Raw genomic sequence first — 21,444 nt, forward strand, 5'->3', positions numbered from 1 at the left:
ATCGGAACCGACTTCGCGGCTTGCGCCGCTCCCACAAGAACAACAGCCAAAAGCAGAAAAGAAAACGCCGGCTGTTAGCCGGCGTTTTGTCTACCTCACGCGGGTTGGCTTATCAGCCTTCCCACTTGCCCTGTGCAGCCAGGCCGTTTTCCTTGGCGCGCTCGTACACGGTCTTCTGTGCGGCGGCGTAGTTGCCCTTCATGTCCTTGGCCCACAGCTTCAGTGCAGCCTGCTGCATGGCGCGGCCGTAGGAGAAGCTCAGCGGCCACGGCAGGGTGCCCACTTCGTTCATGGCATTGAGGTGAGCAGTGGACTGCTCGTCGCTCTGGCCACCAGAAAGGAACACGATGCCCGGCATGATTGCCGGCACGGTCGACTTCAGGCACATCACGGTGGACTCGGCCACTTCCTCGACATCAACCTGCTCGTCGCAGCCCTTGCCCGGGATGACCATCGAGGCCTTCAGGATGGTGCCTTCCAGCACAACGTTCTGCTGGTACAGGGCGTCGAACAGCGAACGCAGGGTGGCTTCGGTGACTTCGTAGCAGGTCTCGATGTCGTGGTCGCCGTCCATGATCACTTCAGGCTCAACCATCGGCACCAGGCCACATTCCTGGCACAGCGCGGCATAACGGGCCAGCGCATGGGCGTTGGACTCGATGCAGGTGCCCGACGGCATGTTGTCGCCGATGTTGATGACCGCACGCCACTTGGCGAAACGCGCGCCCAGCTTGTAGTACTCCTGCAGGCGCTCACGCAGGCCGTCCAGGCCTTCGGTCACCAGCTCACCGGGGCAGCCGGCCAGCGGATGCGCACCCTTGTCGACCTTGATGCCCGGGATCATGCCGTTGTCGGCCATGTACTTGGCGAACGGCACGCCGTCCTTGGTCGACTGGCGGATGGTTTCGTCGTACAGGATCGCGCCGGAGATGTGCTCGTTGAGCTTCGGCGTGGTCAGCAGCAGTTCGCGGTAGGCACGACGGTTTTCTTCCGTGTTTTCGATGCCGACGCTTGCGAAGCGCTTGGCAATCGTACCGGTGGATTCGTCAATGGCGATGATGCCCTTACCCGGGGCGACCATGGCCTGGGCGGTTTCAGCCAGCAGTTCGATGCTCATGAGGTTCCTGTGACAGCGTGCGGGAAAAACCGGATTATAGCCCGGCACGCTCACCGGCTGGCTGCCCGCAAGGTCTGGAACCGGTTTCAGGCTGTCATGTCAGGACAAAAGCTGTCCGCTCCGATCAATTGATGACCGGAGCGGTGGCTTGTTGCTGGCGTCGTTTACAGGTCGCCCAGACCGCTGGCGCGGCCGTCGTTACCCACTTCCAGCAGACGCAGGGTGTTGGTGGCGCCATGGGTTTCCATGTGCTCGCCACTGGTGAACACCACGCGATCACCGGCTTCCAGCAGGTTGGACTCAACCAGCAGACGGATGCTGCCGCGCGCGGCCTCACGCGGGGTGAAACCACGGCTGTCGAAGTTGATCGGGAACACATCGCGCATCAGCGCCATCTGCCGGCGCGCACCGTCATGGCGGGTGACCGCGTAGATCGGCGACTTGGCGCGGAAGCGCGACAGGTAGCGCGCGGTACCACCGGATTCGGTCATCGCCACGATGGCGCGCACGCCCACGTGCTGGGCCAGGAACATGGTAGCCATGGCGATGGCCTGGTCGGCACGCTCCAGATTGCGCGGCGAAGCGTTGAAGTCGGTCTCGGTCTGGAACTGGCGCTCGGCGCCCAGACAGATACGAGCCATCGCCTCGACCGCCTTGACCGGGTAAGCACCGGCTGCGGTTTCGGCCGACAGCATCACCGCATCGGTACCGTCGATGACCGAGTTGGCCACGTCCAGCACTTCGGCACGGGTCGGGATCGGGCTTTCGACCATTGACTGCAGCATCTGCGTGGCGGTGATCACCACCTTGTTCTGCGCCAGCGAGGCCTTGATGATCTTCTTCTGCAGGCCCGGCAGCTCGGCGTCGCCGATTTCCACGCCCAGGTCACCACGCGCCACCATCACCACATCGCTGGCGTCGACGATCTCTTCCAGGTTCTCGATGGCTTCGGTGCGCTCGATCTTGGACACCAGCGCGGCGTAGCAGCCATGCGACTCGGCGATTTCGCGCGCATCGTTCATGTCCTGCGCGTTGCGGCAGAACGAGACGGCGATGAAATCGACACCGATCTTGGCAACGATGCCGATCAGCTCCTTATCGCGCTCGGTCAACGCGCCCAGCGACAGACCGCCGCCCTGCTTGTTCAAGCCCTTGCGGTCGGACAACACGCCATCATTGAGCACGGTGTTGATGATGCGTTCGCCCTGCACTTCCACAACCTGCAGCTGCATCAGGCCGTCGTCGAGCAGCAGGACGTCGCCCGGCGCCACATCCTGCGGCAGGCCGAGATAGCTCACGCCCACCTGGTTGGTGTCACCGGCCGGCGCCGAGGTGCTGGCGATCAGGTCAAAACGGTCGCCGGCCTTGAGCTTGATCTTGCCTTCGGCAAAACGCTCGATGCGGATCTTCGGGCCCGGCAGGTCGGCCAGGATGCCGACTTCCACACCTACGCGCTGGGCAGCGGCACGCACGTCGGCGGCGCGCTTGGCCTGGCCGGACGGATCACCGTGGGAGAAGTTCAAACGCACAACGTTGACGCCGGCGCGGAACAGATCGTCCAGCACGCCCGGCGCGTCAGTTGCCGGCCCGAGGGTGGCGAGGATCTTGGTGCGGCGCTGACGTTCAATCATTGTGCGTAGTCTCCCTAATAGACCGCCGAAAGTAGCACATCCATTGCATGACAACGATGTCGCATACGATTTCATACGACACTTTCTGCTGTGTCCCAAAGACAGGCCAGACAGTCGGTCTGGACATACCGTACGGTATGACAACGCGGGACCTATAGCTGACCTGCATAGGTCGATAAGCCAGGGTGATAGCTCAACATTGAAGTGTTGCGGTTGTGCGCTGATTCGAAGGGTAAATCATGCTGCTTCGCAGCAAAGAAAATTGACAATGGAGACACGTCGAGGACATCGGGCGACAAGTGAAGCATGACCGGCGCGAGCGCCTGGGCCTTTCCCCTGAGACCTCCCAGATCGTCATTCCCGCGCAGGCGGGAATGACGAATTGAAGTTTTGCTGAGATCTGACTGCATCGCGGCTCCAATTACCGGAGCCGCGAAAACCCCAAGCCCATCAATCACCCGCGCAACACCGCCGCCAACTCATCCGGCGTAGCCGCCAGCGCACCAGCCCCGGCAGCCTGCAACTCTTCGCGACCACCAAAGCCCCACAGCACGCCAACATTGCGCATGTCATGGTGACGCGCACCTTCGATATCCATGCGGCGGTCACCGATCATCCAGCACTGCGAGGCCTGCAACGACAAACGCTGCAATGCTTCAGCGATCAACTCCGGTTTGTGGCTGCGTGAACCATCTTCAGTCGCGCCGATGATGTCCTCGAAGCAGCTACCAAACGGCAGGTGCTCGACGATGCGCCGCGCGTGCGGCTCGTTCTTGGCAGTGACCACGGCAAGCCTATGGCCGGCCGCATGCAGGCCCTGCACGACATCACCGATACCGGCGTAGATGTCGTGTTCCTTCCAACCGTGCACATCGAAACGCTCGCGGTACAACTCCACCGCCCGCTCCACGCGCAGGGCGTCACCGAACAAGGGCTTGAAGCTGGTACGCAGCGCCGGGCCGATCCACTTGCGCAGCTCGGCATCGCCCGGCACTGGATGATCCATCTGTTCCAGTGCATAGGCCACGCAGCGGGTGATGCCGACGGCCGAATCAATCAGCGTGCCGTCGAGATCGAAGAAGAAAACATCGCGGCTCACTGGCCGCGAGCCTCCAACGCTGCAACCGCCGGCAAAGTCTTGCCTTCCAGGAACTCCAGGAACGCGCCGCCGCCGGTGGAGATGTAGCTCACCTGCTTGGCGATGCCGTACTTGTCCACGGCAGCCAGGGTATCGCCACCGCCGGCAATCGAGAACGCATTGGAGCTGGCGATGGCCTTGGCCATTGCTTCGGTACCCTTGCCGAAGGCATCGAACTCAAACACGCCGACCGGGCCATTCCAGACCACGGTGCCGGCTTTTGCAATCAACTCTGCGTACTGCGCAGCGGTCTGCGGACCGATATCCAGAATCATGTCGTCAGCGTCTACCGCAGCAACCGCCTTGACCGTGGCCGGCGCGTCAGCGGCGAAGGCCGGCGCCACCACCACATCGATCGGCAGTGGGATTTCGGCACCGCGTGCCTTGGCATCGGCGTCGATCTTGCGCGCGGTGTCGAGCAGGTCGTTCTCGACCAGCGACTTGCCCACGCCATGACCCTCGGCAGCGATGAAGGTGTTGGCGATACCGCCACCGACGATTAGCTGGTCGACCTTGCTGACCAGACTGGACAGTAGCTCCAGCTTGGTGGAGACCTTGGAGCCGGCCACAATCGCCAGCAGCGGGCGCGCCGGGTTGGCCAGCGCCTTGTCCAGCGCGTCCAGCTCAGCCATCAGCAGCGGGCCGCCAGCAGCGATAGGTGCGAAACGGATCACGCCATGGGTCGAGGCCTGCGCGCGGTGCGCGGTGCCGAAGGCATCCATCACGAACACGTCGCACAGCGCGGCGTACTTCTGCGACAACGCCTCGTCGTCCTTGCCCTCGCCCACATTCATGCGGCAGTTTTCCAGCAGCACGATCTGGCCCGGGGCCACGTCGACGCCGTCCACCCAATCCTTGACCAGCGGTACGTCCACACCCAGCAGCTCGGACAGGCGCTTGGCCACCGGTGCCAGCGAATCGGCCTCACTCCATACGCCTTCCTTGGGACGGCCCAGGTGCGAGGTCACCAGCACGGCAGCGCCTTTCTCCAGTGCCAGCTTCAGGGTCGGCAGCGAGGCGGTGATGCGCTGCTCGGAGGTGATCTTGCCGCTCTCGTCGATCGGCACGTTCAGATCCTGGCGGATCAGTACGCGCTTGCCGGAAAGGTCGAGGTCGGTCATGCGAACGATGGACATGGCAGGATCAGCTCCGCAAAGTAGGGGGAAACCGCAATTCTCGCCCGCCCCGCCGACCGGGGCAAACCTTGAGTGAAATGGATGTCACCACGCCTGCCGCAACCCGAACTGTCCAGCCCCCGCCTGCGCCTGCGCGAGGTCCGTGATGACGACGCTGCGGCGCTGTTCGCCATCCACAGCGACGCGCGGGTGATGCGCTACTGGAGCTACCCGGCCTGGACCGAACTGGCACAGGCCGAACAGAAGATCGCCGACATCCAGCGCCAGCGCCGCGAGCTGGACATGCTGGTCTGGGCAATTGCCGATGCGGACACCGACTTACTGATAGGCAGCAGTGCCATTTTCTACATGGATCTGACACAGGCGCGTGCCGAGATCGGTTACAGCCTGCATCCCGACTGGCAGGGCCGCGGCCTGGCCAGCGAAGCCCTGCAGCTGGTACTGGGCTACGTGTTCAACGAGCTGGGGCTGCGCCGTATCGAAGCCGACATCGACCCGCGCAACCTGCCCTCCTGCCGCCTGGTGGAAAGGTTCGGCTTCGTCCGCGAAGGCCTGCTCCGCGAACGCTGGCATGTAAACGGCGAAATCTGTGACAGCGCCATCTACGGGCTGCTACGCCAGGACTTCAAACTGTAGAGCCGAGCCATGCTCGGCTGGGGCCATACCAGCACTACTTGTGGGAGCGGCGTAAGCCGCGAAGCTGGCAATGCAACCGCTGCCTGAGCCAATCGCAGTTGCAGCTATCTTACCAGTTTGATTTGCACCAGCTTCGCGGCTTACGCCGCTCCCACAATCGCGGCGATAGAGCCCCTGCCGAGCATGGCTTGGCACTACCGGTCACAGCGGCAGGCGATGCACGATGAAGTTCACCACGTTCTCCATCGCGCCCGGATCAACATTGCTCAAACCGATCACCACGTAGCCCGGTTCCGGCAGCACCACCAGCGATGTATTCGCGCCAGGCGCACCACCTTCGTGCCCGTACTGCCGCTCCGCGCCCTGCCCGCTGACCATGAAGCCATAGCCATACCAGGCTTTGTTGTTCTGCGGCGATGTGGCCAATGCCAACGATTCGGGTGATATCAGCCGACCAGCGCGCAGTGCTTCGGCAAACTTCAACATGTCGCCAACCGTGCTGTAGCCACCACCAGCTGATGTGCCGCGCCATGGCAGCGTTTTGGTTTCCTGCACCCACTCGCCGTCGAGCTTGGCATAGGCAACCGCGCGCGCCGGCACAGCCGCGGATTCCGGCTCAGAGCCAGTCGCGTTCATTCCCGCAACACGATAGATATGCTGATCCACATAGTCGTAATACGACTGCCCGCTCACCGCCTCGATGATCGAGCCGAGCAGGATATAGCCGTAGTTCGAGTAACCATCCTCACTGCCCGGGGTTGAGCTCGGCGGCGTGGCGCTGGCGAGGCTCCAGTAGTCGTTCAAGGTCCGCAAGGATTGCGAACGCTTCTCGAATTCCTCGCCGAACACATCACCCAGGCCGCTGGTGTGATTGAGCAGCTGGCGGATGCTGATTGCCCTGGCTACTTGCTGATTCGGATAGTTCTCAAGGTGAATGGCGACCGTGTCATCCAGCGACAGTTTGCCCGCCTGCCGCAACTGCAGGATGGCCACGGCAGTGAACATCTTGTTCAATGAGGCGAGCCGGAACCGAGTGGTTTCATCAACGCCAACAGCGCGCTCGCGATCAGCTGCGCCGCCATGCCAGGACAACAGAACCTTGCCGTCCTTCGCCACCACCAATGCACCGGACAAGGTGTCGGCAGCACGCGCGGAATCCAACCGCGCTTTGCCTGCGGCCAGCACCTCGGTACGTGACATCCGCTGCGGCTTGAACTCATCCGGCAGGTCCATCCCTTCCAGCTGCAGCTTGGTAACATCAAATCGATCCGCAGGATCCATATCCAGCGTCGCCAGCACTCCTCGATCGGTCATCTCCGACAGCAAGATCAGCTGCGCATTGTCCGCCGTGCTGGATTTGACTCCCAATAATTTGAACGTACCCAGTGATTGACGGATATCCAGAAAGCGTTGCGCCTCCTGCCCAACCTTGTAGTCGGTCAAAAACGTCTGCAGCGCATCGCGCTCACCGCTGTTGTATGCAGCAAGCCATAAATCGAAGACCTGCTCGGCGTGGGCATCAGGCAAAGGCTGCTTGGCAGCTGCGGCAGTCGAAAAACCAAGCAGAACTGCAACCGCAAATGACGTCAAACGCATAAGCCAACCAATCCTTTCCGTTGCCAGCAGCACCTGTAGTGCCGAGCCATGCTCGGCAGAGAACTTCCGACAAACCCAGACTGTAGGAGCGGCGTAAGCCGCGAAGCAGACAAACCAATAGAGAAAAAACCAACCCCTCCCCAGCCCTCCCCTTCGCCGTGCGAAAGAGAGGGAGATAAGCCAGTCCGGCGCATTGGGAAAGCCCCTGCCGAGCATGGCTCGGCACTACATCAGGCCTCTTTTTTTTCTGCGCGACTGCTGCGAATCAGGCTGAACGCAAAACCCGCTACCGCCGCTGCACCAAGCACCAGCACTCCCCACAACACGATGTTCTTCCAATCGCGCGGTGCTTCGACCTGCTGATAGGCCGCATCGCCGGCACGCTGCGCACCCGCGCCCAAAGTCGCTGCGACCGGTTGCCATTGCGCGCCGTTATGAGCACGCAAGGCTGCCAACATCGGATCCAACGCGGCCTGCGCTTTGCCTTCATCCGCGCTGCCTGCAACCAGCAGGTAGGGCGCACGACCCTGCGCAAGAAACACCACGCTGCCGGGGCGATAACCCAGACGCAAGCTTGGCGCAGCAGCAGGCACCGCGCCGGGCTCTGCCTGCAGACGCCACTGCCTGTCATCAACGATGCCCGACGTTTCCAACGGCGGTGAACGCTGCTGCTTGCCGGCCTGGCTGAGGTTCCACGCATTCCAACCCGTGGTCAGGGTCTGCCAGACCGGTTCACCGTCGGCAGCGCGCGCGCGGTCTTCATCGCGACTGGAGACAGTCCAGCTCACCGCGCTGTTGGCGGGCATCACCACATCCAATCGCTGCACCGGGAATCGCCCCTGCAAGCGGTACAGATAACCATCCTTGCCGTTACCACCGGCAGCCGCCTGCAGTTCCTGCCATTGCCAATCGCCAACCTCGACCGCATCGGCGAACTCGCCGCGCAGGCCCTGCAGCTGCGGTGCGCCGCTACGCTGCAAGGGCACCAGGCGCAGATAGCGCAAGCCGGATTCGACCTTGATGCTGTTGCTGCGCAGCTCGTTGCCCTGGTTGCGCAGTTGCACCAGCCGCACCTGCGGATCCAGCACCTGCCAACCGCGCAGGTCGTCGCTGCCTTCGAGGCGATAGCCCAGATCCAGGGTTGCCGCCGTATCACTCCAATCCACCAGCAGTTTGTGCAGCTTGCCAGCCTCGTCACCAAGATCAATCAGCCATACCGGGTCGGCACTGCCAGCCGCTGTTGCCGCGCCCACCGAATTGCGGATCGAAACCACTTTGCCAGCGGTATCGCGTTCCACCACGATGCTCAGGTCCTCATCGCCGCCCGCGCTGGCTGCAGGCAATGCAAACCATTGAAGCGGCGCGATACGCAGCGCGCCGCCCAGCGGTGTTGCAGCCGCATACACCGCGCTGGCCACCGGCTTGCCATCGGCATCGATTACCCGCACATCGCGCAGGTCGCGCCAATGCACCGCCGAATACACCGTTGCATCCAGCGGCACCCGGTAGGCGCCGGCATCAGGCTGCGACAACTGCAGCGGCCATTGCCGGGCGAAGTCGTCAGCGGCCATTGCACTGAAAGGCAGCAAGGCCAGTACCAGCAGGCGCTTGATCATGCGGTTGTTTCCTCGTTGTTTGTAGCAGCACCCGGCCGTCGTGGCGGTGCTGGCGCCAGCCAGCCCACCAAGGTGCACAGCAGTCCGTAGGCGATGAAGGCGCCGATACCGAGCAGGTCGCCGAGATTGCCGCGGTCTACCAGCAGCAGCTTTGCCAGCACCACGCTCATCAGGATGGCACCGGCCAACCACAGTCCCCACTGGCCACGACGCGAACCGCTGATCCAGCCGATCACACCCAGCAGGCTCCACACCACGGTCAGGCTGGTCTGCGCCAACTTGGTGCCGAGCAGGCTGTCGCTCCACGGCACATCGCCCCAGTGATGCACGGCACGCAGCGTCATCACCGTCACCAGTACCAGCGCGGCCACTGCCGTGCCCACCAACTGCATCGGCAACACCGCTGCGCCAGCGTTCTGGCGCAGGCGCATTGCCAGCAAGGCAAGCACCGCGATCTCCGCAAGCTCCAGTGGGTTGAACACGACAATCCACGGCAGCGGTGCAGCCGAGCCGGCGCTGGCCAAGGACGTCAACCACCACAAGCCCAACACCGCGAACACCGCCATCTGCAAGGCTGGGCGATAGCGACCAAACGCCTCACCGAGCGGCTGCGACAGCCAACCCCAGCGATACATCGACAGCACCGCCAGCAGCAGCCACGGCAGCGCCAGCAACATGCCTACCCAGCCTTCGGCCAAGTTGAAGTGATCGCCGATATGCCAGGCCAGCAGCGACAGTACCGTCGGCCACAGCAGCCACCAGGCCAACTGCGCCAAACCGGCGACCGCACCGCTACCTTCGCGTAGACACATCAAGCTGCGCACGCCCAAGGCAGCGAATACCGCCCACGCAATCGCCCCATAGCCAGCGAATGGCTGCCCGTACTCGGACACCTGCAGGAAGGCCACCGGGAAGGCCATCACCAGAGAGCCGAGAGTGGTCAAGGACAGCGCCAACGCAGGTGCACGCCGTTGCACTTCCGCCGCCAGCCAACCGGTCACACCGAGCAGCAGCAGCACTGCGTGCAGGCGACTGTCGATCTCGACGAAATCACCGATTTCCAGGATCACGTTGCCCAGCCACCAGGCCAATGCCCACAGATAAGCCACCGTCGCCACCTGCAGATTGCCCGCGCTTCGGTACCACCATGCGGTGGCGAAGCCGGCCACGGCGATCAGCAAGGCACCCATGAAGGCGGCGTTGGCAATGGCGATAGTCGCACTGAGATGGCTACCCGACACGCCGATCGCCAAAGCGGCTGCAGCGGCCAGCTGCAGGCCGATGCCGGTCCAGCGGGCCAATCGACGGTCCTGGGTCAAGCCCAGCCAGACAAGACCCGCACCTTCCAGCGCGAACACCGACGCGGTTGCCTTGGCCGACAAGGCCAGCGGAACCGCCAAGGTGGCAAAGCCCACGGCGAGAATGGCGTAGCCGCGTGCCAGCACATTCAAGCGTTCGTTGTTGATCAGCGCGCGCGCCAACACTGCATACAGTGCAGCCACACCCAATGCGCAGAATGCCAAGGGCATGCGATCGCCCTGCAACAACGCGGCCTGCAACGAGAATGCGATCAGCGGCGTACCAAACAACAGGCAGCCATCGATGCGCGCATTGCCTGCACTGCTGGCCTTGCGGGCATACAGCAACGGCAGCAACAGGTAGAACACGAAGAACAACACCAGGAATGGCTGGATACTGTTGAAATTGGCAGGCTCGTACTTCAGTACACCCCAGCCGGTACCAATGCCCCAGGTGAAAACAAAACCAAGCAGGTTGAGGATGCGCCACGGCCGCACCCAGGCAATGGCGAAGATGCCGACGTTGAGCAAGGCGTAGTACGAGAACAGGGCGACATGGTTGCCGTTGCCGTCTGACAACCAGATCGGCGCCATGAAGCCGGCCAGCACGCCAAGGATGGCCAGGGTTCTGCTCTCCTGCAGCACAGCCATCACCGACAAGCCGGCAATCAGTACCACGCTCAACCCGAACGCCGGCGCGACACCGATCATTCCGTAGTTCTTGCAGGCGGAAAACACCACCAGCAACAGGATGCCGATCATGCCGCCCTGCATCGCCAGTGCGAAGGTGCGGTGGCTCTCGCGCTTGCGCCAAGCGAATACCAAACCCGCCAAAGCAGCGGCACTGATGCCGGCCAGACGCAGGCTCGGCGGCACCACGAACCAGCCCTGGTCGCTTGCATACTTCAGCAAGGCGGCGACACCAGCCAGCAGCACCAGCATGCCGACCTTGACCGGCACATTGCCGCTGGTCAGCCACTGCTTGGCGTAAGCAAGCGCACGCTCGACGAAGTTGGGTTCGGCCGGCTCCGCGGCCGCCCACGCCCGCTCCGGCGGCGGCTCGCGGCGGGCAGGAATGGGCCGACGGGGCGCGCTCGCCAGTGGATCGAGCGGGTCTGGCCTGGGTGGCAGCGGCGGTGGTGCTGGCGAGGCAGCGACGGGCTCAGCCGCGGATGGCGGAGACGCCACTGCCACCGGTTCGATAGCGGATTCATCCGAATCGGGCTCGGGCTCCGCCCAAGCGTAGGGCCGGGTGGCTTCGACACGCTGCCGGCTGGGTGCTGCTTCCGTCTCGCCAGCATCCAGTCGCTCCTCCAGCGCCGCCACGCGGCGCTTGAGCGAGGACACCGATACCAAGGCAATCGCCAGCAACACCGGCATCGCCAATGCAGCCAGTACCAGCAGCACTATCAACAACACCCAACCCTCGTCCATTGATCATCCTTGTGCACCTGAACGTGCTGCATCACCTTATCCGCGCCACCTGAAAACGCAAGGTGCGCCCAGTCAGCTTCAGCCCGTCCCTATGACGCAATGCTGTTCGCTGGAGCATTTGAGCCAAGTCGAGAGCCGACAGACCGCGCTTTTGTAGGAGCGGCGTAAGCCGCGAAGCCGGTACATCACCAGATGCCGTGGATACCAAGGGTTTCAGCATCCCCAGCTTCGCGGCTTACGCCGCTCCCACAGAACAATGCCAGCGCAGGAAGGCCGTTGCGGCCCAGCATGCCTCATTGTGGGAGCGGCGTAAGCCGCTAAGCCGGTACATCATCAGATGGCACAGATGCCAAGGGTTTCAGCACCCTCAGCTTCGCGGCTTACGCCGCTCCCACACAGAAAGATGCTCGCGCAACACTGGCATCGGCCTGGTAATCGGGTGGTGAGCGGACAACATCAGCCTTACAGCGAGGCTTCCTCAGCATCGCGCTGGCGCCCATCGAAATCAGAGCGCGCCTGATCCATCTGCGGCTGGTGCGTCCATGCCCATTGCAGCAAGGCATCGACTGGTTGCAGCAGGGATTTCCCCAGTTCAGTCAAGGCGTAGTCCACCTGCGGCGGCACGGTCGGGTAGACGCTGCGGCTGACCAGACCATCACGCTCCAGGCCGCGCAGCGTACGCGCCAGCATGCGCGGCGACACCCCGCTCAGCTCGCGCCGTAGCTGATTGAAACGGCGGGGTTGTTCGCGCAATGCGATTACCGCCAACAGACTCCATTTCTCGCCGACGCGGTCCAGCAGCAGCCGCATCTGTTGGCAATACGCGGCGTCTTCACCTGCCGCTGGGCCAGTATCACCGGTGTGAGTTGCTGTCATCGGCGTGCCTCCTTGTGGCCTAGAACCGCGCACCCATCAATAGAGCATGTCGACGCAGGCGGGCGCCAGCCCACCAACGCGGCCCCAACAACCAAGGAGTCACCGATGTCCAATCTGATCCTCCGCAATGAGCCGCTGGGCCGTCCGTGGCCGGGCACCGATCCGTTCCTGTTCTGCGCCCATCACCTGGACCAGTACCCGCAGGCGACCGCCGAGCAGGGGGTGGACATGCGCCAGCTGGGCGGCCGCGAACTCGGCCATGACTTCAGCGGCAAGGACGGCTTCAGCATGTACCACGGGGTCAACGTACCCGGCTTCCCTGCGCATCCGCACCGTGGCTTTGAAACCATCACCATCGTGCCGCAGGGCTTGGTGGACCACGCCGATTCGCTGGGCGCGACCGCCCGCTACGGCGACGGCGACGTGCAATGGCTCACCGCCGGTGGCGGCACCCAGCATTCGGAGATGTTTCCGCTGCGCTCACGCGAACACGCCAACCCGCTGGATCTGTATCAGATCTGGCTGAACCTGCCGCCGCAAAGCAAGATGGCTGACCCGGAATTCGTGATGCTGTGGGGCGAGAACATCCCCAAATACCGCATCGATGGTGCCGAGGTGAAGGTGATAGCCGGGCGTTATGTCCCGCAGGAAGCCGGCCATGCCGAGCTGCTGCCGCTGGCACCCGGGCGCAGCTCCTGGGCCGCCAATCCGCAAGCCGATGTCGCGGTATGGCAGATCACATTGCAGCCGGGTGCCTCGGTGATTTTGCCGCCGGCTAATGTGCAAGGCAGCAGACGCACGCTGTATTTCCACGACGGCAAGCAACTGCAGCTGGACGGTGATGCGATCAGCGGGCCACGCTTGCTGGAAGTGGCTGCCGGCAGTGCCTTGCCGCTGCACAACAGCGGCGATGACGTGGTACAGATCCTGTTGTTGCAGGGCGTGCCGATCGGCGCGCCGGTGGTGGCCTATGGCCCATTCGTGATGAACACCGCCGAGGAGATCGAGCAGGCGCGGCGCGATTATGGCCGTACCCAGTTCGGTGGCTGGCCGTGGTCCAGCCATGGGCCGGTGCATGCGGCTGGGCAGGGGCGGTTTGCCAAGCATCCGGGCAGTGATGGGATTGAGTTGCCGCCTTCGGCGTGAAAGGCGAACGAGTGTGTCACTTGCAACAGCGGGTAACCTGGGCAATGACCTGGAGCACAAGCAATAGCAACAGCACCCCTCCCAACCCTCCCCTTCACCTTCGGCGAAAGGGAGGGCTTTGAATGCAGAACGGGCGCCTTTCGGCGCCCGTTCTGTTTACAACTGTTGCGTGGATCAGGCGGCGACGACGCGCACCATTTCCAGGCACTTGTTGGAGTAGCCCCACTCGTTGTCGTACCAGCTGACCAGCTTGACGAAGGTGCTGTCCAGGGCGATACCGGCTTCGGCGTCGAACACGGAGGTGTGGGTCTCGCCACGGAAGTCGGTGGCAACCACCTTGTCTTCGGTGTAACCGAGGATGCCCTTCAGCGCGCCTTCGCTCTGAGCCTTCACTTCGGCGCAGATTTCAGCGTAGGTGGCTTCCTTCTCCAGCTCGACGGTCAGGTCGACCACCGACACGTCCGAGGTCGGCACGCGGAAGCTCATGCCGGTCAGCTTCTTGTTCAATTCCGGGATCACCACGCCCACGGCCTTGGCAGCACCGGTGGAGGACGGAATGATGTTTTCCAGGATGCCACGGCCGCCGCGCCAATCCTTGTTGGACGGGCCGTCAACGGTCTTCTGGGTAGCGGTGGCAGCGTGCACGGTGGTCATCAGGCCACGCTTGATGCCCCACTTGTCGTTGATGACCTTGGCCAGCGGGGCCAGGCAGTTGGTGGTGCACGAGGCGTTGGAGACGATGCTCTGGCCGGCGTAGGTCTTGTGGTTCACGCCGAACACGAACATCGGCGTGTCGTCCTTGGACGGGGCCGACAGGATCACCTTCTTGGCACCTGCGTCGAGGTGCTTCTGCGCGGTTTCCTTGGTCAGGAACAGGCCGGTGGACTCGATCACCACGTCCACGCCCACTTCGTCCCACTTCAGGTTGGCCGGGTCGCGTTCCTGGGTGAGGCGGATCTTCTTGCCGTTGACCAGCAGGTCGCTGCCCGACACTTCCACGTCCGCCTTGAAACGGCCATGCACGGAGTCGTATTTGAGCATGTAAGCCAGGTAATCCGGCTCCAGCAGATCATTGATGGCCACGATCTCGATGTCGTTGCCGAAGTTCAACACTGCCGAACGCAGCACATTGCGCCCGATGCGACCGAAACCGTTGATGCCGACCTTGATTGCCATGTTCACAAGCTCCTGCAGCCGCAAAGCCGTTGCGGCGGGGTGGAAAGGGGACGCCATTCTAGCAGGACCCATGCCCGCTCCGTGGCCGTCTGCCCTACCACCGCAGCTGAGCGCCAGCTGAGCGCAAACCCCTGTTTGATCAGGATCAAAGCGCCCCCCGGGCGCCATCCGGACACTGGTGCCACCTCCACCAAGTAACGGAATTACACATGCGCAAGACCTCCGCCCTGCTGCTTTCCGCCATGGCCGCTGCCGTGTCCCTGGCTGCCGCCGCCCCCGCCATGGCCCAGTCCAAGGGCGACTGGACCCTGGGCGTCGGCGTCCACGCGGTCGACCCGAAGTCCGATGCCGGCGATCTGAATGGCGCCGCGTTGGGTCTGGGCAAGCTGTCCACCAAGGTCGACAGCGACGTCAAGCCGACCGTCACCTTTGAATACTTTGTCGCCGACAACATCGGTATCGAAGTGCTGGCAGCGCTGCCGTTCAAGCACGACGTCAGCATTGACGGCGTCGGCAAGGTCGGCGAAACCAAGCAGCTGCCGCCGGTGGTCTCCCTGCAGTACCACTTCACCAACAGCAGCAAGGTCACTCCGTTCGTCGGCCTGGGCGTGAACTACACCAAGTTCTTCAGCACCGACAGCAAGGGCGCGCTGGCTGGCACCAAGCTGAAGCTGGAAGATTCGTGGGGCCTCGCCGCCCACGCTGGTCTGGACTTCGCCGTCAGCGATAAGGGCGCGCTGCGCGTTGACATGCGCTGGGCCGATATCGACACCAAGGTGAAGGTCAACGGCAACAAGCTGGGCACCGCCAAGATCGATCCGCTGGTGTACGGCGTGGCTTACGTCTTCAAGTTCTGAGCCCCACCGCAGTTATTGGGTAGCTACGGCACTGCCCTCCCCCAAGCGAGCACGTCTCCGGTCACAACCGGGGGCGTGTTTCGCCATCTGGCGCACGTAGCCGATGGCAGCGCAGCCGTTAGAATGGCGGCATGAACAAGCTCCACCGTCTCCTGATGCCGGCAATGGGCATCGCCATCGCTGTCTCCGCAACCCTCCCTGGCCAGGCACTGGCTTGGGGCGCGCAAGGCCACCGTCTGGTCGCGCGCATTGCCGAAACCCGCCTTGACCCTGCCGCAAAGGCTGAAGTCGAGCGCCTGCTGGCAAGCGAACCCGACGCCACCCTCAGCAGCATCGCCCCCTGGGCCGACCAGCTGCGCGCCAACGACCCCGATCTGGGTAAGAAGTCGGCGGGCTGGCACTACGTCAACATGGCCGAAGACGGCTGCAACTTCTCCCCGACCAAGCACTGCCGGAACGGCAACTGCGTGGTCGGCGCCCTGCAGCAGCAAAGTGCAATTCTGGCCAACCGCCAGCTCAGCAATGCCGAACGCCTGCAGGCGCTCAAGTTCGTCGTGCATCTGGTTGGTGACCTGCACCAGCCGCTTCACGCCGGTTACGGCCATGATCGCGGTGGCAACAACTACCAGCTGCAGTTCAACGGTCGCGGCACCAACCTGCATTCGGTCTGGGACAGCGGCATGTTCTATCCGCTGCAACTGAATGATGACCAGTTCCTGCAACGCCTGCAGGCGCTGCCGGCGCCCAGTGGTGTGCGCACACCGGACCTGCAGCGCGATCCCGCCCTGTGGGCCGAGCAGACCTGCCGCATCGCCACCCGCAAAGGCCTGTACCCTGACGGTCACAAGATCGACGAGCGTTACACCGCCGTGTGGGAGCCGGTTGCCGAGGCCCAGCTTCGTCTGGGCGGTGAACAGCTGGCCGCGCTGCTGAACCAGCTGCTCGATACTCCCTGAGCAATCAACGCGCCTGCACCACGTGCAGGCGCATATTCAGTGCAAGGCGTCCTCGCGCCGCACCATTGCCCTGCCCTCAATCACCTCGAAGGTGAAGGCGTAGGCCAGGGTTACCGGCACTACCTCGATACGTGAGGCGTTACTACAGTCTCCGTTCGACGGCGCCTGCACGCCCGCAGCGTAATGACAGACGGCAGCTGGCTCGAACGACCATCCTGCGGTGGCTGTCAGCGCAGCCTGCAGCAGACCCGCGTTACCCGCATCGTTTCCCGCACCGCAGGCCGAGTGCGCCAACAGTGGCGCGCTGCGTTCCACCCGTCCCTGCGCATCGAGGATGACATTCACGCATACCGTGGTGGCATCCAGCGAACGTTTTGCGTACTCCGACGGCAACACCGGATCATCGGCAGTTACGGCAACCGGCATGCGGAAGCTTTCCGTGGCCGCCAACTGATAGGGCTGTATCTCGCCTGCGCCACCGGAAGATTCCGGCGTCAGCATCTGCCGGTGCTGGTTGAGGTTGAAACTGCTGCTCGCCTGCTCTTTCTGCGGCTGCGTCGCACAGCCGGCCAGCATCAACGCAGCCAGCACCACAGCATGCCCGCGCACCTCAGCCCCTGCTCTGGGTTTCGGTGTATTCCATTTCCTCATCATCCATATCAAACGAAATCGGTACCCGGATGACGCCGGCAACCGGCTTGCCGTCCTTCATTGCCGGCGTGAACCGCCACTGCCTCGCAGCGGCAATCGACGTCGCCTCGAACACACCCTTGGGATGCGCCTCGGTAACGACCACGTCGGTCGCCCGGCCTTCGGCATCCACCGCGATACGCAGCACCACCTTGCCCGTGGTGCGACTGTCGATCGCAGCGCGCGGATAGCTGGGCGGCGGCATCCGCCCGGCATTCTGCAAGGCAACCTGCTCGGTCTTGCCGGATGCTGCCGATACGATGGCCGGATCTCCAGCCGCCAGGGCAATCGATCGCAGCTCCAGCACCCAGGTTGAGCGACCGTCAGCCGTGGACACTTCGATGCCTGCCGCCACATCGGGCTTGATCAGCAGGGTCGGCGACGAGATCAGATCCCCGTTCGCCTTCAGTGTGCCTTTGAGCGCGAGCATCCCGTCAGCTGCAGGCTGCAAGGTGAACTCCGCTGCCCACTGCACGCCCTTGTCCGAGCTTGCGCTGAAGGAGAACGGCGTGCCGGCCGACTGCTGCAGCTCGAAGCGCTGCCTGATGCCTTCCAGCGTAGCTTCCACGAAGGTTGCATAGACCGTGCCCTTGCCGGTCGTTGTAGATGTCGATGAAGAAGACGACGATGTCGAGGTGGAGGTGGATACCGCCTTGCCCGGCTGCGCGGCCCAGGCGGTATAGCCGAAAGCGGACGACAAGCCCAACGACAGCACCAACATGGCACACCACTGCTTCCTGCCGGGTACGGGACGCTTCAACATGGCAATACGCTCCTTCAATGGATGATGGTTCTGCCAGTGACACCCCACCGGCAACGGGGACGCGGCCAGCCCGGTCTTGAGCATGGCCTCGCCGTAACTGCGACGTGCGCCTGACACCTGCGCAATCACACGTTCATCGCAGGACAACTCCTGGTCTTCGCGGCAGCAGCGCAGGGCGAACAACAACAGCGGATTGAACCAGTACAGGCACTGCAGCAGCGCCAGCAAGGCGTTGATCGCGATGTCGCCGCGTTGCAGATGTACGCGCTCATGCAGCAACACCAGTTGCTGCTCGATTGGCAGATAGCGTTGTTCGAAACCGGCCGGCAGCACGATCCGCGGCCGCAGCAATCCCATAGCCGCAGGCAAGCCCGCCACTGCCTGTGCCTGCCATAGCCCGTCATCGCGTTGGCTGAGCCGCCCCAGCCCGCGTTGGAAGTTCTGCTGCTGGCGGTACAAACGCACTGCCATCAGCAGCACCCCGGCCAACCATGCGCAGCACAGCCACAACGGCCAATACGCAATCACCGCAGGGCCAGCAACTACCACCTGCCCAAACTGCACCGCGACCTCACTGACCCGCATCGGCACCGTCGCAACCTGCGGTGCAGGCAGCAGCACCGACAGCAGCGTCACCGGCAACAGCAGCCACAGCAGATAGGCAGCGCTTGCCCCTAGCCAACGCCGCAACGGCCGGCGCAGGATCAGCACCAGTGCAACAGCAGCACTGCTCGCCAAGGTGGTCTTCAGCAGCAGTGCCAGGATCTCAGTGCTGGTCATCGTCGAGTCCCTCCAGCAGTTTGCGCAGCTCGGCCACGTCTTCGCGGCTGAGCCGCTGGTGCTGGCTGAAATGAGCGACCAAGGGCGCGACCCGGCCATCGAATAGCCGCTCGATCAGGCTGCTGCTCTCCTCAAGCAACCAGGCATCGCGCTGCACCAGCGGCGTATACAGGAAACGCCGGCCATCCTTGGTTGCACTGATCGCGGCCTTGTTGAGCAGGCGGTTGAGCAGAGTCTTGACCGTAGCTTCGGCCCAGTCATTGCCGCCGGGCAGTCGCGCGATGACCTCGTCGGCGGACAGCGGGTGCTGACCCCACAGGACTTCCATGACAACGGCCTCGGCCTCGCTGATACGGATCATCGTTTACGCCTGTAATTTTTTGCGATTACACGAGTAAACGAAAGCCCTGTCAAGCCCTCACCAAGTGATTCAGGGGGGACATGCTGTAATGCCGATACCCCCGCAGATACCGGACACCATGCCCCATCACGTGACCGACCTCGACGCCGCCGTGGACTGGCTGCTCAGCAATACCCAAGGCCCACTGCGCATCGGCGCACCACTGGCACTGGGCAAACCTCATCGTTTGCTCAATGCCTTGTACGCGCGGATCGAAAACGACCCGGCGCGGCCGTTGCAGCTGTACACCGCGCTGTCGCTGAATCCGCCGCAAGCCAAAGGCGATGGTTTGGAGGCCCGCTTCATGCGCCCGTTCGTCGAGCGCCACTTCGGCAGCGATTTCCCACGCCTTGCCTATTCCGATGCCATCGCCCGTGATGCGTTGCCCGCGCACGTGCAGGTGGAAGAGTTCTACATGCAATCCGGTGCGCTGCTGCGTTCGTCGCAGGCGCAGCGTTACTACACCAGTCTCAACTACACGCATGCTGCCGATGCGGTGGCGCAACGTGCACCGAACGCAATCGTGCAGAAAGTGGCCTATCGCGAAGGCAGCAACCAGCTCTCGCTGTCGTGCAACAACGACATCACCCAGGACACGCTCGACGCCATCGCTGCGCGCGGTCTGCCCAAGCCCTTGTTGATTGCCGAGATTGATCCGCAATTACCGTGGCTGGGCGGCACCGCTGCCGTCGATCCCGATTTCTTCGACCTGGTGATCACCCCACCCGGCCCCTATCCGCAGCTGTTCGGCCTGCCGCGGCAACCGGTCAGCGATGCCGACTACGCCATCGGCCTGTACGCCAGCACCTTGGTACGCGACGGCGGCACCTTGCAGATCGGTATCGGCACACTTGCCGACGCACTCAGCCATGCGCTGGTGTTGCGGCATACCGACAACGCACGCTACCGGCAGATCCTGCACGCGCTGGATCCGCAAATCGCCGAGCACCCGTTGGTGCATGAAGCAGGTGGACTTGGGCCGTTCGAGATCGGCCTGTACGGCTGCAGCGAGATGCTCAACGAAGGCTTCCGCAAGCTGGTGCAGACCGGCGTGATCTGGCGCAAGGTGCATGACGATCTCGGCCTGATGCAGCGCCTGGCCGATGGTACCGCCAGCAATGGCGACCGCGGCCGACTGGCACGCGAAGGTGAGTACCTGCATGGTGCCTTTTACCTGGGCTCAGCCGAGTTCTACGACTGGCTGCGCAATCTCCCGGAAGCCGAACGCGCCGCCATCGGCATGCGCCGCATCAGTGAGATCAACCAGCTCTATGGCGGCAACGAAGCGCTGGAACGCCTGCAGCGCCGCGATGCGCGCTTCTTCAACTCCTGCATGATCGCCAGCGCGCTTGGCGCAGCGGCATCGGATGCGCTGGAGGACGGCCGCGTGGTCTCCGGCGTCGGTGGCCAGTACAACTTCGTGGCGATGGCGCATGCCCTGCCCGATGCGCGCAGCATCCTGATGTTCCGCGCGACCCGCGAGGATGCTGGCAAGCCGCAATCCAATGTGCGCTGGAACTACGGCCACACCACCATTCCGCGCCACCTGCGCGATGTGTTCGTCAACGAATACGGCATCGCCGACCTGCGCAACATGACCGACGAAGACTGCGTCATCGCCATGACCAGCATCACCGATGCGGCGTTCCAGCCGGCGCTATTGGATCAAGCCAAGGCCTCGAAGAAGCTGGCTGCGAACTTCGTTGCGCCCGCGCATTGGCAACAGAATCGCGCCGAGCTGCTCAAGGCAAAGCTGGCCCCGTTCCGCGCCGATGGCAGCCTGCCCGACTATCCGCTCGGCAGTGATTTCGATGCCGTCGAGCAGGATCTGGTGCGGGCCTTGGGTTGGCTGAAATCTGCCACTGCGACGCCAATGGGCAAGCTACGCACCGTAGTCGCAGCCTTGCGCCAAGCGCCCGCCGAGAACGATGCGATGTATATGCAGCGGATGGGTCTGGAGCGGCCTGCCAGTTTTGGCGAGCGGCTCAATGCGGGCTTGTTGCGGGTTGGTCTGGCGCGGACTGCGGGGAAAGCTTGATGGTGTGCATCGCAACCTGATCGCACGCCGGGAAGCCTGGGTTTTGTGGGAGCGATGTAAGCCGCGAAGATGATAACCCTTGGCTATCGTCAGCTTTATCTGTTGTCAGCTTCGCGGCTGACGCCGCTTCCACAACGGCGGGGATACCGGGAAAGCCCCT

Annotated in this window: 18 protein-coding genes; 5 read left to right on the top strand and 13 right to left on the bottom strand. The window is 63.2% G+C overall.

Going from position 1 to position 21,444, the window contains the following annotated elements; all coding sequences use genetic code 11:
• Positions 1-112: 112 nt before the first annotated feature.
• From ACVOLR_RS11040 to ACVOLR_RS11060, 5 genes are all read right to left on the bottom strand, one after another.
• Positions 113-1,117 carry a class I fructose-bisphosphate aldolase gene (locus ACVOLR_RS11040; protein ID WP_481536451.1) on the bottom strand — a complete coding sequence of 335 codons (1,005 nt, stop codon included), beginning with the start codon at positions 1,115-1,117 and terminating at the stop codon, positions 113-115.
• 164 nt (positions 1,118-1,281) lie between these two features.
• On the bottom strand, positions 1,282-2,748 hold the full coding sequence (pyk, locus tag ACVOLR_RS11045; RefSeq protein ID WP_481536452.1) for a pyruvate kinase: 1,467 nt from the start codon (positions 2,746-2,748) through the stop codon (positions 1,282-1,284).
• A gap of 152 nt (positions 2,749-2,900) precedes the next feature.
• Positions 2,901-3,158, bottom strand: coding sequence for a hypothetical protein (locus ACVOLR_RS11050; RefSeq protein ID WP_481536453.1), 258 nt, complete (start codon positions 3,156-3,158; stop codon positions 2,901-2,903).
• Positions 3,159-3,202: 44 nt separating this feature from the next.
• Positions 3,203-3,847, bottom strand: coding sequence for an HAD-IA family hydrolase (locus ACVOLR_RS11055; protein ID WP_481536454.1), 645 nt, complete (start codon positions 3,845-3,847; stop codon positions 3,203-3,205).
• Entirely contained in the window at positions 3,844-5,022 is a 1,179-nt protein-coding gene (locus ACVOLR_RS11060) for a phosphoglycerate kinase (RefSeq protein WP_481536455.1), read from the bottom strand. The genes ACVOLR_RS11055 and ACVOLR_RS11060 overlap by 4 nt, the downstream gene beginning before the upstream one ends.
• Positions 5,023-5,103: 81 nt before the next feature.
• Here ACVOLR_RS11060 and ACVOLR_RS11065 point away from each other — a divergent pair, with 81 nt between their 5' ends.
• A complete protein-coding gene (locus ACVOLR_RS11065) occupies positions 5,104-5,658 on the top strand; it encodes a GNAT family N-acetyltransferase (RefSeq protein WP_481536456.1) in 555 nt (184 codons plus the stop codon).
• 201 nt (positions 5,659-5,859) lie between these two features.
• Here the strand turns inward: ACVOLR_RS11065 and ACVOLR_RS11070 are convergent, their stop codons facing one another.
• From ACVOLR_RS11070 to ACVOLR_RS11085, 4 genes are all read right to left on the bottom strand, one after another.
• Entirely contained in the window at positions 5,860-7,254 is a 1,395-nt protein-coding gene (locus ACVOLR_RS11070) for a serine hydrolase domain-containing protein (protein ID WP_481536457.1), read from the bottom strand.
• A gap of 230 nt (positions 7,255-7,484) precedes the next feature.
• Positions 7,485-8,870 (bottom strand): DUF3999 domain-containing protein, encoded by a 1,386-nt coding sequence (locus ACVOLR_RS11075; RefSeq protein ID WP_481536458.1) that lies wholly within the window; start codon positions 8,868-8,870, stop codon positions 7,485-7,487.
• Positions 8,867-11,602, bottom strand: a complete 2,736-nt coding sequence (locus ACVOLR_RS11080; protein ID WP_481536459.1) for a DUF2339 domain-containing protein — start codon at positions 11,600-11,602, stop codon at positions 8,867-8,869. The genes ACVOLR_RS11075 and ACVOLR_RS11080 overlap by 4 nt, the downstream gene beginning before the upstream one ends.
• Before the next feature lie 462 nt (positions 11,603-12,064).
• On the bottom strand, positions 12,065-12,478 hold the full coding sequence (locus ACVOLR_RS11085; protein ID WP_481536460.1) for a winged helix-turn-helix transcriptional regulator: 414 nt from the start codon (positions 12,476-12,478) through the stop codon (positions 12,065-12,067).
• Between the two features lie 105 nt (positions 12,479-12,583).
• Here ACVOLR_RS11085 and ACVOLR_RS11090 point away from each other — a divergent pair, with 105 nt between their 5' ends.
• Positions 12,584-13,624 carry a pirin family protein gene (locus ACVOLR_RS11090; protein ID WP_481536461.1) on the top strand — a complete coding sequence of 347 codons (1,041 nt, stop codon included), beginning with the start codon at positions 12,584-12,586 and terminating at the stop codon, positions 13,622-13,624.
• A 174-nt stretch (positions 13,625-13,798) separates the two neighbouring features.
• Here the strand turns inward: ACVOLR_RS11090 and gap are convergent, their stop codons facing one another.
• Positions 13,799-14,800: a type I glyceraldehyde-3-phosphate dehydrogenase gene (gene gap / locus ACVOLR_RS11095; RefSeq protein ID WP_057629111.1), complete on the bottom strand. Its 1,002-nt coding sequence runs from the start codon at positions 14,798-14,800 to the stop codon at positions 13,799-13,801.
• A 209-nt stretch (positions 14,801-15,009) separates the two neighbouring features.
• Here gap and ACVOLR_RS11100 point away from each other — a divergent pair, with 209 nt between their 5' ends.
• Together ACVOLR_RS11100 and ACVOLR_RS11105 are read left to right on the top strand one after the other, a co-directional pair.
• Positions 15,010-15,657, top strand: coding sequence for an OmpW/AlkL family protein (locus tag ACVOLR_RS11100; protein WP_481509056.1), 648 nt, complete (start codon positions 15,010-15,012; stop codon positions 15,655-15,657).
• 131 nt (positions 15,658-15,788) lie between these two features.
• Positions 15,789-16,613, top strand: coding sequence for a S1/P1 nuclease (locus ACVOLR_RS11105; protein WP_481536462.1), 825 nt, complete (start codon positions 15,789-15,791; stop codon positions 16,611-16,613).
• A 36-nt stretch (positions 16,614-16,649) separates the two neighbouring features.
• Here the strand turns inward: ACVOLR_RS11105 and ACVOLR_RS11110 are convergent, their stop codons facing one another.
• The 3 genes from ACVOLR_RS11110 to ACVOLR_RS11120 are packed head-to-tail and all read right to left on the bottom strand — an operon-like array spanning position 16,650 to position 19,207.
• A complete protein-coding gene (locus tag ACVOLR_RS11110; RefSeq protein ID WP_481536463.1) occupies positions 16,650-17,222 on the bottom strand; it encodes an energy transducer TonB in 573 nt (190 codons plus the stop codon).
• Between the two features lies 1 nt (position 17,223).
• Complete coding sequence (locus ACVOLR_RS11115) at positions 17,224-18,846, bottom strand: TonB family protein (RefSeq protein WP_481536464.1); 1,623 nt, start codon at positions 18,844-18,846, stop codon at positions 17,224-17,226.
• The gene (locus ACVOLR_RS11120; protein WP_481536465.1) at positions 18,833-19,207 is read right to left on the bottom strand and encodes a BlaI/MecI/CopY family transcriptional regulator; all 375 of its coding nucleotides are present in this window, start codon (positions 19,205-19,207) and stop codon (positions 18,833-18,835) included. Before ACVOLR_RS11120 ends, ACVOLR_RS11115 begins: the two co-directional genes overlap by 14 nt.
• 118 nt (positions 19,208-19,325) lie before the next feature.
• On the opposite strand from ACVOLR_RS11120, the gene ACVOLR_RS11125 reads away from it, so the two are divergent.
• Positions 19,326-21,284 carry an acetyl-CoA hydrolase/transferase C-terminal domain-containing protein gene (locus ACVOLR_RS11125; protein ID WP_481536466.1) on the top strand — a complete coding sequence of 653 codons (1,959 nt, stop codon included), beginning with the start codon at positions 19,326-19,328 and terminating at the stop codon, positions 21,282-21,284.
• Positions 21,285-21,444: the final 160 nt, after the last annotated feature.

The organism is Stenotrophomonas sp. STEN030, assembly GCF_056759995.1.

Excerpts from the sequence above, each read along its gene's own strand:
- ACVOLR_RS11065 (WP_481536456.1), top strand. The coding sequence starts at position 5,104 with ATGTCACCACGCCTGCCGCAACCCGAACTGTCCAGCCCCCGCCTGCGC.
- ACVOLR_RS11125 (WP_481536466.1), top strand. The coding sequence starts at position 19,326 with ATGCCCCATCACGTGACCGACCTCGACGCCGCCGTGGACTGGCTGCTC.
- ACVOLR_RS11080 (WP_481536459.1), bottom strand. The coding sequence starts at position 11,602 with ATGGACGAGGGTTGGGTGTTGTTGATAGTGCTGCTGGTACTGGCTGCA.
- pyk (WP_481536452.1), bottom strand. The coding sequence starts at position 2,748 with ATGATTGAACGTCAGCGCCGCACCAAGATCCTCGCCACCCTCGGGCCG.
- gap (WP_057629111.1), bottom strand. The coding sequence starts at position 14,800 with ATGGCAATCAAGGTCGGCATCAACGGTTTCGGTCGCATCGGGCGCAAT.
- ACVOLR_RS11115 (WP_481536464.1), bottom strand. The coding sequence starts at position 18,846 with ATGACCAGCACTGAGATCCTGGCACTGCTGCTGAAGACCACCTTGGCG.
- ACVOLR_RS11040 (WP_481536451.1), bottom strand. The coding sequence starts at position 1,117 with ATGAGCATCGAACTGCTGGCTGAAACCGCCCAGGCCATGGTCGCCCCG.
- ACVOLR_RS11085 (WP_481536460.1), bottom strand. The coding sequence starts at position 12,478 with ATGACAGCAACTCACACCGGTGATACTGGCCCAGCGGCAGGTGAAGAC.
- ACVOLR_RS11070 (WP_481536457.1), bottom strand. The coding sequence starts at position 7,254 with ATGCGTTTGACGTCATTTGCGGTTGCAGTTCTGCTTGGTTTTTCGACT.
- ACVOLR_RS11090 (WP_481536461.1), top strand. The coding sequence starts at position 12,584 with ATGTCCAATCTGATCCTCCGCAATGAGCCGCTGGGCCGTCCGTGGCCG.
- ACVOLR_RS11060 (WP_481536455.1), bottom strand. The coding sequence starts at position 5,022 with ATGTCCATCGTTCGCATGACCGACCTCGACCTTTCCGGCAAGCGCGTA.
- ACVOLR_RS11120 (WP_481536465.1), bottom strand. The coding sequence starts at position 19,207 with ATGATCCGTATCAGCGAGGCCGAGGCCGTTGTCATGGAAGTCCTGTGG.
- ACVOLR_RS11100 (WP_481509056.1), top strand. The coding sequence starts at position 15,010 with ATGCGCAAGACCTCCGCCCTGCTGCTTTCCGCCATGGCCGCTGCCGTG.
- ACVOLR_RS11050 (WP_481536453.1), bottom strand. The coding sequence starts at position 3,158 with ATGCAGTCAGATCTCAGCAAAACTTCAATTCGTCATTCCCGCCTGCGC.
- ACVOLR_RS11105 (WP_481536462.1), top strand. The coding sequence starts at position 15,789 with ATGAACAAGCTCCACCGTCTCCTGATGCCGGCAATGGGCATCGCCATC.
- ACVOLR_RS11075 (WP_481536458.1), bottom strand. The coding sequence starts at position 8,870 with ATGATCAAGCGCCTGCTGGTACTGGCCTTGCTGCCTTTCAGTGCAATG.